The sequence below is a fragment of the Nioella sp. genome, from assembly GCF_964229645.1.
Lineage (GTDB): Bacteria > Pseudomonadota > Alphaproteobacteria > Rhodobacterales > Rhodobacteraceae > Nioella.
The window spans coordinates 1-12509 of sequence record NZ_CAXREX010000270.1 but is presented as its reverse complement, the minus strand read 5'-3'; the positions used below and the strand labels follow the sequence as shown (position 1 = coordinate 12509).

Genomic DNA, 12509 nt, shown 5'->3' with positions numbered 1-12509 from the left:
TCCGAGGCCCGCCAAGCTCCACAGGTGATACCCCATGCACGCCCGCGTGATCGGGTGGAGACCCTTTGCGGCTGCCATGACGTCCAGCCACCCACCCGCGCGATCCTCGAAACGCTCAGCGCTGTCTTCAATGTTCTCGGGATCGCGGCGATCCAGGAAGGCGGCCAAGTCAGCTTTCGGTCCAGGACCGCCTGTTAGGCGCCGAACAGCCCATCCAACTCTTGCCAGTGCATTTGGGTCATCCTGTGCACCTGACAGCCGCATCGATATCCAGAGCGCCAGACGATCAGAACTCACCCGATCCCCTGCGAACCAGCTGAGATCCGCTGCCTCGATAAGAGCGAGGCGATGCCGCCAGCCTTCCGGGCCACGCAGCAGCCGGTCATCCAGAGCTCCCAGGCGTCCAGCCACTCTTGCCAGTCGCGCAGCGTGAACGCCTTCTGCTTTTGCCCAGTCTTCGACGACAGCAGTGTCGGGCGGTTCCGCCCGTGGCCCTGGAGGCAAATCATCCGGTTCTTCTTCAAGTGACCTAGGTAGAAACCAGAGCTCGTCTTCGTGAGCCTCTTCATCCTCCTCGATGGTGATAAGGGGGTCGTCGTAATCATCAGTCAAAGAAGAGGCTTGCGTCACCATGTGTGCAAAATACTGATTTTTTGCACATTGCCCAGGCGTTTTCGTGGCCGCTGCCTGCGCCCTTTATATAGTACGAGCGCGCGACTGCAGGTGAAACCTCTCAGATCGCTTTCAGCGCAAGGAAACCAAAGGTTTTTGGACGAGCACGACGAGAGAGCACCTACTTGCATTTGTTTACAAACGGTCGTTTAGTAGCGATATCTTAAATTGAATACGGGCCGGTTTCATGCCCCTGTTAGGCTATGCGCGCGTCTCCACGGAGGATCAGACCCCCCTGCCCCAGTCTGAGGCCCTCCAATCGGCTCTGTTGCAAACTTTATCACAGGACGCAGTTACCCCTCCATTGGACACACTTATGCTGCGGCGAGACTTTCCTCGATGATTGCGACAGCCTCAGCCATGACACAAGCGCCAACACCGAAGGCGCGCTCGATCATGCGTTTCTCGCCGATGGGGTCGCGGGTTAAGTTGAACATGCGCCCCTGGCCTTTTCGCAGCGCCCGCATCACTTCAAAACCCTTGATCGTGGCATAGGCCGATTTCATCGTCTTGAACCCACGCACTGGTTTGATCAGTTGCTTCAGTTTGCCGTGGTCCGCCTCCACGACGTTGTTCAGATATTTGACCTGGCGGTGCTGCACATCCGTCGGGCATTTGCCTTCTTGTTTGAGTTCCGCCAGCGCGGCGGCATAGGTCGGGGCCTTGTCAGTGTTGATCACGCGCGGCTGTTCCCAACTTTTCAAGCCTTTCAGGGCCTTGCCCAGAAAGCGCTTTGCCGCTTTGGTATTGCGGGTTGGCGAGAGGTAGAAATCAATCGTATCGCCAAATTTGTCCACGACCCGGTACAGATAGGCCCATTTCCCGCGCACCCTGATATATGTTTCATCCATCCGCCAGCTATCGGATCTCGGGCGCCGCCACTGCCACCGCATCCGCCTTTCGATCTCGGGGGCATAGTGTTGAACCCAGCGGTAAATTGTCGAGTGGTCGACCCGATGACCCCGCTCCGCCATCATCTCTTCGAGGTCACGATAGCTGACCCCATAGCGGCAATACCAGCGCACCGCCCAAAGCACGATCTCACCCCGGAAATGACGCCCCTTGAAATCACTCATACCACACCACTTCACTCAGCAACGGGGCATAAGATGACGCCGCCAGGGAAAGTTTGCAACAGAGCCCTGACCAGTACCGCTGTGCTACAAGCCATCGAACAGGCGTCCCCGCGGTGACGCCTGTTCATCGTTTGTCAAACGGACCGGTCGTATCGTTCGATCAGCCAGCCAAAGGCAATCCCTGTACTGGCCCACAGCGTTGCCTGCACCGCCAATGTCGATGCCCGGAACTGCCAAAGCAGATCGCGCGGAAAGGCCGGGTCCACCTCGTGGAACGAGGGCAACAAGATTGCTGCCCCGGACATGACCCCTGCGTAGATCCCCGCCCCGATCAACATCTTGCGTCGTCGCGAAGCGATCCCTTTCACCGCCGAGACAGCCAGCCCGAGCGTTGCCAGCGACAAGGCCAGAAAGACGAAATAGGCCAGGGTGCGCGCCCCGATCGTTTCGGGATTGCCCACTGCTGGCGGATTGCCCGGAAACTTCAGCATGGGAACGACGATCACCGCGGCAAAGCCCAACGCCGTGATCCAGCCCACCGTGGCTCGTGTCGATCCATGCAGGATCCGCCTCCGCGCCACGGCATAGCTGATTGCCAGGATCCCGCCCAAGGCCACGCCCACGGCGGCGAGACCGACGAACAATCCAGGACCAGCCTGCAAACGGCGCGACATGCCGCCGGTATCGGAATGATCCGGCGTATCTGCCGCGTGTGTGGGGCTGTCAGTGGTTTCCAGCGCAATGGCCGCGTCCAGCACAGGTTCACCAACCAGTCGCGCCACGCCGAACGTCACCACGGAAGCCAACAGCCCGGCCAGAAGGCCGAGCACAAGAAGACGAGTCATCGCTGTAACTTAGTGGCAGGGAAAGCCAAGAAGGTGGCGCGCATCGTGCACAAATTCATGCACGTCGGTCCCGGCGATAACAGACCATGCGCCTTGCTCTGCACCAACGAAATAGACCAGCAGGACAGCCAGCAGTGCGGTCAGGATCGCCCAAGGGGCAATGTCCTGCATAGGGACGATGGGAAGATCGCTCGAAACGGCGGAACGTGTTGCGACAGTCATTTGGTACTCCTTCTGATAACGCGTCATAAGTATTTTCAGGGATCCGTGTCTGACTTACGCTTGCGCGATCACAGTGGCGCGACCGTTCCGGATTTTCACCGGCTTCCGTATTCCCCTGTCTCTGATCGATAGGCCAGAATGCCTCAAGCTGCCAACATTTTCTTGCCTCGCCTGTACGAAAGGTCCCCCATGCGCCTGATCCTCGTTGCCGCGCCCATGTCTGCACATCACCCCTTTCGCCTTGCCGCGGATATGAGCGCTGCGCAGGTGAAGCGGGCACGTACCCTCTCTGGCCGGCTTGGGGGCAGTGCTTGCGATACCGCGCCGGGGACCGGTGTCTTGGCCATGGCGCTCGGCTTGCAGCCAAACGACTGCGCGGCGCTCGGCACGCAGGATTTCGGGCGCTGGACAGACATGACCCTGGACGAAATCGCCGCCAGCGATCCCGAAGCGCTTTCACTGTGGACCCGTGACCCGGAAGCACGCCCCGGCGGGGGGGCCTCTCTGACAGACCTCTGCGCGACCGTACGACCCTGGCTGGACCAGTTGCCGGCCAGTCCGGCAGATCGTGTGGTGGCTCTGGCGGCCCCGCCCGTACTGCGCGCAGTTCTTGTCAGTGCATTGGACCTCCCGCCCGTTGCCGGGTTGCGGCTGGACATCCAGCCACTCGCCCCGATCCATCTGGCACATGATGGTCGACGATGGACATGGAGGCCCGGCAGCCCGGACTGATCACGGGTTTTCCAGGCGGGCGATCCTGGCCCTGACATCGGCCTTTCGGGGATCATCCTCGGGCAACAGACCTTCGACGCGGCGATAGGCCTCCACTGCACGCTCGGGTTGGTCCAGGACGCCGTAGGCATTCGCCAACCGCAGCCAGCCATCGACGTCATCGGGTTCATCCTTCAGACGCGCGGCGAGCCGGTCCACCATAGACCGGATGAAGGCCGACCTGTCTTCGTCGCTCATATCCTCGGCAGCAGCGACATCCGCGGCCGTCGGCCCTGGCGCGGCCGGGGCGCGGGCAGACACCAGCGGGCGGCCCAGCTCGGCGCCGATGGCATTGGCCTGTGCAACGTAGGCGTCCATCCAGGGTTGGTAGGCCGTTGCCTGCGCAAGGCGCGCCGTCAAACGGTCATGCGCGGCGGCTGCGTCCCCGGCCTGGCGGTCAGCCACGGCAAGGTAGAATGTGGCCGCCGGGTTTGCCGGGTCCATCTGCTTTGCGGTTTCAAGCGCTGCGAGCGCCCGGGGCGTCACCGTCCCGCCATTGGTGCGGATTACGGCTTCGGCCAGCATTGACCAGGTCGCAGACGAGGCATCGTTCCGACCCGCTGCCGTCTGGAATGCCTCGGCAGCTGCATCAAAGCGGCCCATCCGGGAATAGGTCTGCCCCAACAGCATCCAGCCTTCGGTTGCCCCACCACCCGGTTCGCTGTTCAATCTGTCCCTTAACTGCGCGGCCAGGGCCGCGATCTGCTGTTCGGCCGCGCGCTCGTCCGTGCGATCCGCATAGGCAATAGCAGGCACCGACGGGCTGCCGGCAACGGCGTAATAGGCGAATGCCATTGCCGGAACGAAAACCGCCGCAACGAACAGCGCCAGGCGACCGCCCGGCCGCGTCAAGTCCGCTTCACCCTTGCGGCGCAGGATCTGGGCCATGCGGCGACGGATTTCCTGCCGGGCGCCCTCGGCCTCTTCGCCGGAAATGAGCCCACGCTCGAGATCACGATCGATTTCCTCGATCTGGTCGACAAGCACGGCCGGCACTGCCTCGAAGCGTTGCAATGGAACGCTTTGTGCACGTCGCAATGGATAGAGGGCAATGGCGAGCCCAGCCAGGGACAGCAACGTGAAAACAACCCAGATCATCGCTGGTCTCCTTTACCATGACGCGCCATGGCCTCGGCTATCCGGGCCTCGTCTTCGACGTCGAGGATTTCGGACGGCGCAACGGCAACACGGTTGCGACCGAGGATGAACACCCCCGCCCCCAGAGCCCCCGCTGCAAGGATCAATGGCGCCAGCCAAAGCACCAGAGTCCTGCGCGAAAACGGCGGTTTCAGCAGGACGTAGTCACCGTAACGCGCATGAACGTAATCGATCACGGCCTCGTTGCTATCTCCGGCGGTCAGGCGTTCGCGCACGAGCAGCCTCAGATCACGTGCGACACCCGCATTCGAGCTGTCGATGTCCTGGTTCTGGCACACGACGCAGCGCAATTCCTTCGAAATGACACGCGCCCGCGCTTCGAGCGCAGGATCGGCCAGCACCTCGTCGGGTTCAACGGCCTGTGCAAGGATCGGCAACACGGTCAGCACCGCAGCAAGCAGGACATGTCTCATGACGCGTCCTCTGGGACTATCCGTTCCTGGGCCTGTCGCAGCGCAAGCGTGAATTTCGCGATGGCCTCCTCGCCGACAATCGGCCCGACGTAGCGATAAAGGACCGTACCGTCAGCGCCCACGATGAAGGTTTCCGGCACCCCGGAAATCCCCCATTCGATCCCTGCCCGACCATCGAGATCGGATCCGATGGCACTGTAGGGGTTCCCCAGGTCAGCCAGCCAGCGCACCGCGTCCTCGGGCTTGTCCTTGTAGTTGATCCCCAGCAGACGCAGCCCGTCGCGTTCCTTGAACCGGGTCAGAACCGCATGTTCCGCCCTGCATGGCACGCACCAGGACGCAAAGACATTGACGACGACCGGACCGTCGTTGCCAGACAGGTCAGACCGGGTCACCCCCGGCACATCGAGACCCGGCACAGGCGGCAACGCGAACTCGGGCACCGGCTGCGAGATCAGGACAGAAGGGATCGCATTGGGATCACGCTCTGGGTTCAGTCCCCAGACAAAGAACCCACCAAGGACCGCCGCCAGCAGCAGTGGCAATAGGGCGAACAGGCGTTTCATGGTTTCTCCTATTCTGCGGGCTGCGCATCGACACGGCCGGCGCGTCGTGGCGCCCCCACGCGCAACCGTCTGTCAGACAGCGACAGCGCCCCACCAAGCACCAGCATGACGGACCCGATCCAGATCAGGTTTACCAGCGGTTCGTAAAGGATGCGCAGGGTCCATGCGCCACTGGCCGCAGCCTGTTCCGAAACGGGCTCGGTGATCGAGGCATAGAGATCCCCGGCCAACGTGGACCGGATAGCCGATTCCGTGGTCGTAGACTGCGCGACCGGGTAGCTGCGCCGCTCGGGTCTGAGCGTGGTCACGTAGTCGCCATCGCGTTCCACGATCAGACGGCCCTGGTTGGCCAGGTAATTCGGCCCGCGGACAGGCTCGATCCCGTCAAAGGTCACGTCGAAACCGGCAATTTCCACCAGGTCGCCTGGGGCGACAAAGGCGATCTGTTCGCTTTTCCAAGCACTTGACCCGATCATGCCCAGCATGATCAGCGCCAGGCCGGCATGGGCCACTGTCATGCCATGCGCGGCACGCGGCAGGTTGCGGGCGCGGCGCAGGGAAACGGGCAACGGTTCCTGAAACAGCCTGATGCGCATGGCCCATTCCCGCAACGTGGCGCTCAGCAGCCAAAGGGCCGCAGCGACGGCCACGTAGGCCAGCACGGGCGCGCCGGTGCGGACGTACCACAGGATCAATCCGCCGGTGCCCGACAACAGGGCGACAAACCGCAACCGCTGCACGACGCCCGCAAGGTCAGCCCGTTTCCATGACAGGAACGGCCCCAGTCCCATGAACAGCACGAGCACCAGCATCATGGGCACGAAGGCCGCATTGAAGAACGGCGGCCCGACCGAAATCTTGTCCCCGGTCACGGCCTCCAGCAGCAGCGGATAGAGCGTGCCGAACAGCACGGTACCCGTCGCGGCGGCAAGGACCAGGTTGTTGACCAGCAGGCCGGCTTCGCGGCTGATCGGCTTGAACAGGCCGCCGCCCTCCATGTCGGGCGCGCGCCATGCATAAAGCGCCAGCGAGCTGCCGATCGACAGGCCCAGCAGGCCCAGGATGTACAGTCCGCGTTCGGGATCGACCGCAAAGGCGTGAACCGAGGTCAGCAGCCCCGAGCGCACGATGAAGGTGCCCAGCAGCGACAGCGAGAATGTCAGGATCGCCAGCAAGATCGTCCAGCTCTTGAAGGCGTCGCGCTTCTCGGTGACGATCGCGGAATGCAGCAGGGCGGTGCCCAGAAGCCAGGGCATGAAGCTGACGTTCTCGACCGGGTCCCAGAACCACCAGCCCCCCCAGCCCAACTCGTAATAGGACCACCACGACCCCAACGCGATGCCCGCCGTCAGGCTCATCCAGGCAGCCAGCGTCCACGGTCGAACCCAGCGCGCCCAGGCGGCATCCACACGTCCCTCGATCAGGGCCGCCACAGCAAAGGAGAACACGATGGAAAAGCCGACGTAGCCGAAATACAGCAGCGGCGGGTGCATCGCGAGCCCCACGTCCTGCAACAAGGGGTTCAGGTCATTCCCGTCGGCAGGCGGCGGAAAGATGCGCTCGAACGGGTTAGACGTGAACAGCAGGAAGGTCAGGAACCCCACGCTGATCCAGGCCTGGACCGACAGAACGCGGGCCTTGGTCGCGGCGGGAATGTTCGCGCCGAACAGCGCCACCCCCGCGCCAAAGACGGCAAGGATGAGCACCCAAAGCAGCAGGGACCCCTCGTGGCTGCCCCACGTCCCCGCGACCTTGAACAGCAGCGGCTTCAGCGAATGAGAGTTCTCGACCACGTTCAGGACCGTGAAATCGCTGACGACGAATGATCGCATCAGGGCGCCGAAGGCGAGGGCGATGAACACCACCTGCCCCAGCGCCGAGGACTGCGCCGACTGCATCCAGGCCGCATTGCTACGCGCGGCGCCAAGGATCGGCAGGACGCTCTGGACGAGAGCAAGCGCCAGCGCCAGCGCCAACGAGAAATGTCCGATTTCGGGGATCATGGCCGGGGCCTCCTCTTGTCGCTGGGGGTCAGTGCCGGATCACTGGTCCAGCGCGGCCTTGCGACGCTGGAATTCCTCCTCGTCGATCTCGCCACGCGCAAAGCGCAGGCGCAGTTCTTCGAGAGCGTCCGAGGTCGGTTTCGCGTTCGTTCCCCCGACCAGCCGGGTGACAATCCAGACGCCACCCGCGATCACCGCACCCCAGAACAGCAGCATTGTCACGCCGCCAAGCCCATAGCCACCCATCATGCCGCCACCGGGGCCGGGATCAGCCAGCGCAGCCGTGGCCAGGGGAATGGTCGACGCCGAAAGAGCAAGGGAACGTTTCATGATATATGCACCTCGTTGTTTGCAGGGGTTCCAAGCGGCAAGCGGACGGTCGCCCGCAACCCGCCTTCGGGGCGGTTGGCCAGGCTGACCTCTCCGCCGTGGGATTGGATGATCGTGCGGGCGATCGACAGGCCCAACCCGTGCCCGCCGGTTTCCAGCGAGCGCGAGCGCTCGAGCCGGAAAAACGGGTCGAACACCTTGTCCAGTTGATCCTCGGGGATGCCCGGGCCGTCATCGTCGACGGTCAGCACCAGTTCGCCAGATGCCACATGCCAGTCGAGCCGGGCGACATCACCGTAGCGCAGGGCGTTTTCGACGAGGTTGCGCAGCGCGCGCCGCATGGCGTTCGGCCGCAATCGCAGCTCGCATCCTTCGGGGCCCAGCAGCGCGACGGTTTCCGGCATGGCGATGCACAGGTCATCCAGGTAGTGACGCAGGTCGACCAACTCCGGCTCTTCGGTCCCGACCAGCCCGCGCGCGAATGTCAGGGTCGCTTCGACCATGCCTTGCATCTCTTCGACCGAGGCGACGATGCTGTCCCGGGTTTCGTCGTCGTCCACCATCTCGGCACGGATGCGCATGTTGGTCAGCGGTGTCCGCAGGTCATGACCAAGAGCGGCCAGCATGCGCGTACGTTCTGACACGAAGCGGGTCAGCCGCGCCTGCATCCGGTTGAACGAGCGCGCCAGGTCACGGACTTCGGTCGGGCCGGTCAGCGGGATTTCCGCCACGTCCTCGCCCCGCCCGAGACTGTCGGCAGCGCGCGAAACGCGCCGCAAGGGACCGGTCAGCCGTGTCATCACGAACCAGATCACCACCAGCATCAGCAATCCCGCAGACAGGGCGAAGGTCATCATGGAATAGAGCGGCCACTGGATCGGCGGCCGTTCAAAGCGGGTCCCGACATTCAGCCACCGCCCCCCGGACAGGGCGATCGACAAGTTCATTTCCACAGCTGTCAATTCGCCCTGCATCATCGCCATGTGCATCTCGGTCATTTCGCGGGACAGGTTCGGCAGCGGCATCAGCTGACCCTCGACCTGGTGTAGCTCAACCCGGATGTCCCGGCTGTAGCTGTCCCCCAGCAGGGTCCTGATACGTGCCTCGACGATGCCGCCATCGGAATGATCCGTGTGCTGGACAGACGCCGCAGGAGCCAGATCAAACCGCACCAGCGGCGAGTTCGCGGCCCTCAGGATCGAAGCATGAAGGTCCGGCGGCGCTTCCTCGATCAGCCTCACGACAGTGGCTGCGCGGCCTGCGGCCTCGAACCCCAGCGCGGCGCGGATCGCCAGGCTGCGTTCATCCGCGAACAGGAAAAGGCTGACCACCTGCGCCATCGCGAGAGCGGCCACCACCACGAGGATCAACTGCACGCGCAGCGACAGGAACAGCCTGCGGCTCATTCCCGGACCTCGACGTCGGTGGCAAGGCAGTATCCCCCGTTGCGCACCGTCTTGATGATCCTCGGGCGCAGGACGTCAGGTTCGATCTTGCGGCGCAGCCGACTGACCTGGTTGTCTATGGTGCGATCCAGCGGCCCGGCCGTTCGACCGGCCGTCAGGTCCAGCAGCTGGTCACGGCTGAGCACCATGCGCGCGCGTTCCAGAAAGACGGAAAGCAGCTTGAACTCGGCGCTGGTCAGCAGCGTCTCGCCCCCGTCCTCGCCACACAGCATCTGACGATCGGTGTCCAGCACCAGGTGGGCAAAGCGCACCCGTTTGCCGGCCAGGGTGCCGGCGGCGGGTTCGTCACGGCTGCTGCGCCGCAACACGGCCTTGATGCGGGCCAGCAGTTCGCGCGGGTTGAACGGCTTGGCAAGGTAATCGTCGGCGCCGATTTCCAGGCCCACGATACGGTCGGTCTCTTCTCCCAGGGCCGTCAGCAGGATGATGGGCAGCCCGCCCTCGGCCGAGATTCGGCGACAGACTGACAGGCCGTCCTCGCCGGGCATCATGACATCCAGCACGATCAGATCGTACTGCCCGACCGCCAGCTTTGCATCCATGTCGGACGCATCCTTGGCACCGGTCGCCCGCAGGCCGTTGCGCTCCAGAAAGCGGGTCACGCTTTCGCGGATCTGCGCGTGGTCGTCCACGACGAGGATATGGGCGGGTTTGGCCATGGGACCCTTTCTATTTGAAGGAGTTCGGAAATTTCACCGGTCGTTTTGTAAGGCTTTGTATCACGCGGGCGCGCTGCGACAGACGGATACAATTCCGGACCTGCATTTCCCCGGGAAAAGTCGTTTGGATGTCGATGCAAGACAGACAATCGTCAAACCCACGGAGACTGGAATGACAAAATTCGAAACCTCTGCGCTCGTGCTTTCCGCCATCCTGCTTGGCACGACCCCTGCCCTGGCCGACAATGACCATCACAAGGGCAACGGCCCCGCTGCGGCGCAGGCGGCTGGTCTCATGGCCGGACCGAATGGCGGCCCGCAGATGATGTCCGGGATGATGGACATGCAGTCCATGATGGAAATGATGATGCGCATGCATGGCGGCATGGCACAGGGCATGGGCGGCTCAGGCCAGGGTCCCATGGGGGGCCAGGGACCGATGGGCATGATGGGCATGATGGACCAGGACATGATGGGCATGATGATGGGCAGCGGCATGATGGGTGGCATGGGCAGCCAGGGCGAGATCATGCCGGGCGCAATGATGCAGCAGCGTCTGAAGGATCACGACGCCGACAAGGACGGTGCGCTGAGCCTGCAGGAATTTTCTGGGTGGCATGACGCCATGATGCGGTCGACCATGGTCGACCGCTTCCAGCATCTCGATGCCGATGGCGACGGCAAGGTCTCGCCTGACGAGATGGGTGCCTTCGCAGATCGCATCCCCGGAGGCAACGGTGCCATGGGTCAGAAACGCCCGATGATGCCGGGCCAGAACTGATCGGCGCATTCGCGCGTTTCATGGTTGCCCGAACGCCGTGTCCGGGCAACCACCCCACCGAAAGGACATGAAGAATGAGCTATACACATGATCGACTGCTTCGCGGCGTGACCATCGACGACGCGGACATGCGGGTTCGCGCCGCGCTGGCCGAAGCCGGGTTCGGCGTCCTGACCGAAATCGACGTTCAGGCGACCATGAAAAAGAAGATCGACGCCGACATGGACGGCTATCGCATTCTTGGCGCGTGCAATCCCAATATGGCATGGCAGGCCATCGGGCTTGAACCGCGCATCGGTGCCATGCTCCCTTGCAACGTCATCCTGCGCAGCGTCACCGACGGGACCGAGGTCAGCGCCATAGACCCGGTTGCGTCGATGGCGGCGGTGCCGAACCCGGAACTGCACGCCGTGGCGGGCAAAGTCCGCGACATGCTGGTGGCAGCGGTCGATGCCGCCTGAGCAGGCATCGGCACCCGGGCCGGGCTGGCATCGCCGTGGACTCCTTCGGGCTGCGCTCGCGCGTGCCGCGCCCCCTGCCCGAGCCCTGGGCACCGTATCGACCTGGACCACGCAGGAAGCCCACGACGGCTTGTTGGCGGATTCGTCGCGCGTGATCGACATCCGGTCACGCACGGAATGGTCCGAAACGGGTGTCGGCGCCGGGGTCTGGCCGCTCAGCATGCATGATCCGAACTTTCCCGCACGGCTCTTTGCCGCCAAGGAATTGGCCGGCGACCGCCCCCTTGGGTTGATCTGCGCCACGGGTGGACGATCCGGCGCGGTCATGGCGGCGATCCTGCGCGCGGGTTATCCGGGCTATGCCGATATCCCCGAAGGCATGATGGGTTCGGATCACGGCCCCGGCTGGATCGGTCGTGGCCTGCCTGTCGTTCCCATCGACACCGCGCTAGCCGCCTTGCCCGCCCGATTGCGCTGAAATGCGCAGTAAGAAGCCCCCGATATCCTGGCGCCCGGTCGTGATGATCGGAGGCGGCCTTGCGCTGCTCGCTCTGTTTGCCTTCACCTGGGACACCTCCGACTTTAATCGGGCGGCGGTCGAACGATGGGTGGACATGGCCGGCGCCTGGGGCCCGTTGGCAATCGTCATGCTGATGACCGTTGCGATCGTCGCCAGCCCGCTTCCCAGCGCCCCGATCGCCCTCGCGGCCGGAGCGGCCTACGGCCACTATGCAGGCGCGCTATATGTTGCCATCGGATCCGAGGCCGGAGCACTGATTGCCTTTGCCATCGCCCGTGGCCTGGGGCGGGAGACGGTTCAGCGCTGGGTTGGCGACACCTCGGTGTCGCGCTTGATGGGATCGCAGAATGCCCTGACGCTGGCTGTCTTTGTCAGCCGTCTGCTGCCTTTCGTGTCATTCGACGCCATGAGCTATGCCGCAGGGCGGTTTTGTCAGGTTGTTGAAGCCGAACAACCGTTGTAGCGCGGCACCATGTTGAATCTGGCTGATCTTTCCCGCCTCAAGGGTTTCCGTTTCCCGCGTTCGGTCATCGGCTACGCGGTTTGGGCGTATCATCGCTTTGCTC

General features: G+C 63.4%; 15 protein-coding genes, 2 pseudogenes and 1 riboswitch. Of the genes and pseudogenes, 6 read left to right on the top strand and 11 right to left on the bottom strand.

What is annotated here, in order from left to right:
* From ACEQXV_RS17725 to ACEQXV_RS17710, 4 genes and pseudogenes are all read right to left on the bottom strand, one after another.
* A pseudogene (locus tag ACEQXV_RS17725) lies at positions 1 to 633 on the bottom strand (hypothetical protein); the annotation flags it as partial.
* Positions 634 to 986: 353 nt separating this feature from the next.
* On the bottom strand, positions 987 to 1748 hold the full coding sequence (locus tag ACEQXV_RS17720) for an IS6 family transposase (protein ID WP_370270275.1): 762 nt from the start codon (positions 1746 to 1748) through the stop codon (positions 987 to 989).
* A gap of 134 nt (positions 1749 to 1882) precedes the next feature.
* Complete coding sequence (locus ACEQXV_RS17715; RefSeq protein WP_370270273.1) at positions 1883 to 2593, bottom strand: CbtA family protein; 711 nt, start codon at positions 2591 to 2593, stop codon at positions 1883 to 1885.
* Positions 2594 to 2602: 9 nt separating this feature from the next.
* Positions 2603 to 2815: a CbtB-domain containing protein gene (locus tag ACEQXV_RS17710; RefSeq protein ID WP_370270272.1), complete on the bottom strand. Its 213-nt coding sequence runs from the start codon at positions 2813 to 2815 to the stop codon at positions 2603 to 2605.
* 26 nt (positions 2816 to 2841) lie between these two features.
* Positions 2842 to 2969: riboswitch (cobalamin riboswitch) on the bottom strand.
* A 35-nt stretch (positions 2970 to 3004) separates the two neighbouring features.
* On the opposite strand from ACEQXV_RS17710, the gene ACEQXV_RS17705 reads away from it, so the two are divergent.
* Positions 3005 to 3547, top strand: a complete 543-nt coding sequence (locus ACEQXV_RS17705) for a histidine phosphatase family protein (RefSeq protein ID WP_370270271.1) — start codon at positions 3005 to 3007, stop codon at positions 3545 to 3547.
* Here ACEQXV_RS17705 and ccmI read toward each other — a convergent pair whose 3' ends face one another.
* From ccmI to ACEQXV_RS17670, 7 genes are read right to left on the bottom strand one after another with little or no spacing between them, the layout of a single operon-like run.
* Entirely contained in the window at positions 3548 to 4684 is a 1137-nt protein-coding gene (ccmI, locus tag ACEQXV_RS17700) for a c-type cytochrome biogenesis protein CcmI (RefSeq protein ID WP_370270270.1), read from the bottom strand. It lies immediately after the preceding gene.
* Positions 4681 to 5157, bottom strand: coding sequence for a cytochrome c-type biogenesis protein CcmH (locus ACEQXV_RS17695; RefSeq protein WP_370270268.1), 477 nt, complete (start codon positions 5155 to 5157; stop codon positions 4681 to 4683). The genes ccmI and ACEQXV_RS17695 overlap by 4 nt, the downstream gene beginning before the upstream one ends.
* Positions 5154 to 5723: a DsbE family thiol:disulfide interchange protein gene (locus tag ACEQXV_RS17690; RefSeq protein WP_370270267.1), complete on the bottom strand. Its 570-nt coding sequence runs from the start codon at positions 5721 to 5723 to the stop codon at positions 5154 to 5156. The genes ACEQXV_RS17695 and ACEQXV_RS17690 overlap by 4 nt, the downstream gene beginning before the upstream one ends.
* Positions 5724 to 5731: 8 nt before the next feature.
* The gene (locus ACEQXV_RS17685; protein WP_370270265.1) at positions 5732 to 7726 is read right to left on the bottom strand and encodes a heme lyase CcmF/NrfE family subunit; all 1995 of its coding nucleotides are present in this window, start codon (positions 7724 to 7726) and stop codon (positions 5732 to 5734) included.
* A 39-nt stretch (positions 7727 to 7765) separates the two neighbouring features.
* Positions 7766 to 8056 (bottom strand): SHOCT domain-containing protein, encoded by a 291-nt coding sequence (locus ACEQXV_RS17680; RefSeq protein WP_370270264.1) that lies wholly within the window; start codon positions 8054 to 8056, stop codon positions 7766 to 7768.
* Positions 8053 to 9462, bottom strand: coding sequence for an ATP-binding protein (locus ACEQXV_RS17675; protein WP_370270263.1), 1410 nt, complete (start codon positions 9460 to 9462; stop codon positions 8053 to 8055). Before ACEQXV_RS17675 ends, ACEQXV_RS17680 begins: the two co-directional genes overlap by 4 nt.
* Positions 9459 to 10181: a response regulator gene (locus tag ACEQXV_RS17670; RefSeq protein ID WP_370270261.1), complete on the bottom strand. Its 723-nt coding sequence runs from the start codon at positions 10179 to 10181 to the stop codon at positions 9459 to 9461. Before ACEQXV_RS17670 ends, ACEQXV_RS17675 begins: the two co-directional genes overlap by 4 nt.
* A 172-nt stretch (positions 10182 to 10353) precedes the next feature.
* Here ACEQXV_RS17670 and ACEQXV_RS17665 point away from each other — a divergent pair, with 172 nt between their 5' ends.
* From ACEQXV_RS17665 to ACEQXV_RS17645, 5 genes and pseudogenes are all read left to right on the top strand, one after another.
* Complete coding sequence (locus ACEQXV_RS17665; RefSeq protein WP_370270260.1) at positions 10354 to 10962, top strand: calcium-binding protein; 609 nt, start codon at positions 10354 to 10356, stop codon at positions 10960 to 10962.
* Positions 10963 to 11036: 74 nt separating this feature from the next.
* Positions 11037 to 11423, top strand: a complete 387-nt coding sequence (locus tag ACEQXV_RS17660; protein WP_370270259.1) for a DUF302 domain-containing protein — start codon at positions 11037 to 11039, stop codon at positions 11421 to 11423.
* Between the two features lie 133 nt (positions 11424 to 11556).
* A complete protein-coding gene (locus tag ACEQXV_RS17655; RefSeq protein ID WP_370270257.1) occupies positions 11557 to 11901 on the top strand; it encodes a rhodanese-like domain-containing protein in 345 nt (114 codons plus the stop codon).
* A gap of 43 nt (positions 11902 to 11944) precedes the next feature.
* On the top strand, positions 11945 to 12406 hold the full coding sequence (locus ACEQXV_RS17650) for a TVP38/TMEM64 family protein (protein ID WP_370230483.1): 462 nt from the start codon (positions 11945 to 11947) through the stop codon (positions 12404 to 12406).
* Between the two features lie 9 nt (positions 12407 to 12415).
* Positions 12416 to 12509, top strand: a pseudogene (locus ACEQXV_RS17645) (IS6 family transposase); the annotation flags it as partial.

Excerpts from the sequence above, each read along its gene's own strand:
- ACEQXV_RS17720 (WP_370270275.1), bottom strand. The coding sequence starts at position 1,748 with ATGAGTGATTTCAAGGGGCGTCATTTCCGGGGTGAGATCGTGCTTTGG.
- ACEQXV_RS17715 (WP_370270273.1), bottom strand. The coding sequence starts at position 2,593 with ATGACTCGTCTTCTTGTGCTCGGCCTTCTGGCCGGGCTGTTGGCTTCC.
- ACEQXV_RS17710 (WP_370270272.1), bottom strand. The coding sequence starts at position 2,815 with ATGACTGTCGCAACACGTTCCGCCGTTTCGAGCGATCTTCCCATCGTC.
- ACEQXV_RS17705 (WP_370270271.1), top strand. The coding sequence starts at position 3,005 with ATGCGCCTGATCCTCGTTGCCGCGCCCATGTCTGCACATCACCCCTTT.
- ccmI (WP_370270270.1), bottom strand. The coding sequence starts at position 4,684 with ATGATCTGGGTTGTTTTCACGTTGCTGTCCCTGGCTGGGCTCGCCATT.
- ACEQXV_RS17695 (WP_370270268.1), bottom strand. The coding sequence starts at position 5,157 with ATGAGACATGTCCTGCTTGCTGCGGTGCTGACCGTGTTGCCGATCCTT.
- ACEQXV_RS17690 (WP_370270267.1), bottom strand. The coding sequence starts at position 5,723 with ATGAAACGCCTGTTCGCCCTATTGCCACTGCTGCTGGCGGCGGTCCTT.
- ACEQXV_RS17685 (WP_370270265.1), bottom strand. The coding sequence starts at position 7,726 with ATGATCCCCGAAATCGGACATTTCTCGTTGGCGCTGGCGCTGGCGCTT.
- ACEQXV_RS17680 (WP_370270264.1), bottom strand. The coding sequence starts at position 8,056 with ATGAAACGTTCCCTTGCTCTTTCGGCGTCGACCATTCCCCTGGCCACG.
- ACEQXV_RS17675 (WP_370270263.1), bottom strand. The coding sequence starts at position 9,462 with ATGAGCCGCAGGCTGTTCCTGTCGCTGCGCGTGCAGTTGATCCTCGTG.
- ACEQXV_RS17670 (WP_370270261.1), bottom strand. The coding sequence starts at position 10,181 with ATGGCCAAACCCGCCCATATCCTCGTCGTGGACGACCACGCGCAGATC.
- ACEQXV_RS17665 (WP_370270260.1), top strand. The coding sequence starts at position 10,354 with ATGACAAAATTCGAAACCTCTGCGCTCGTGCTTTCCGCCATCCTGCTT.
- ACEQXV_RS17660 (WP_370270259.1), top strand. The coding sequence starts at position 11,037 with ATGAGCTATACACATGATCGACTGCTTCGCGGCGTGACCATCGACGAC.
- ACEQXV_RS17650 (WP_370230483.1), top strand. The coding sequence starts at position 11,945 with ATGATCGGAGGCGGCCTTGCGCTGCTCGCTCTGTTTGCCTTCACCTGG.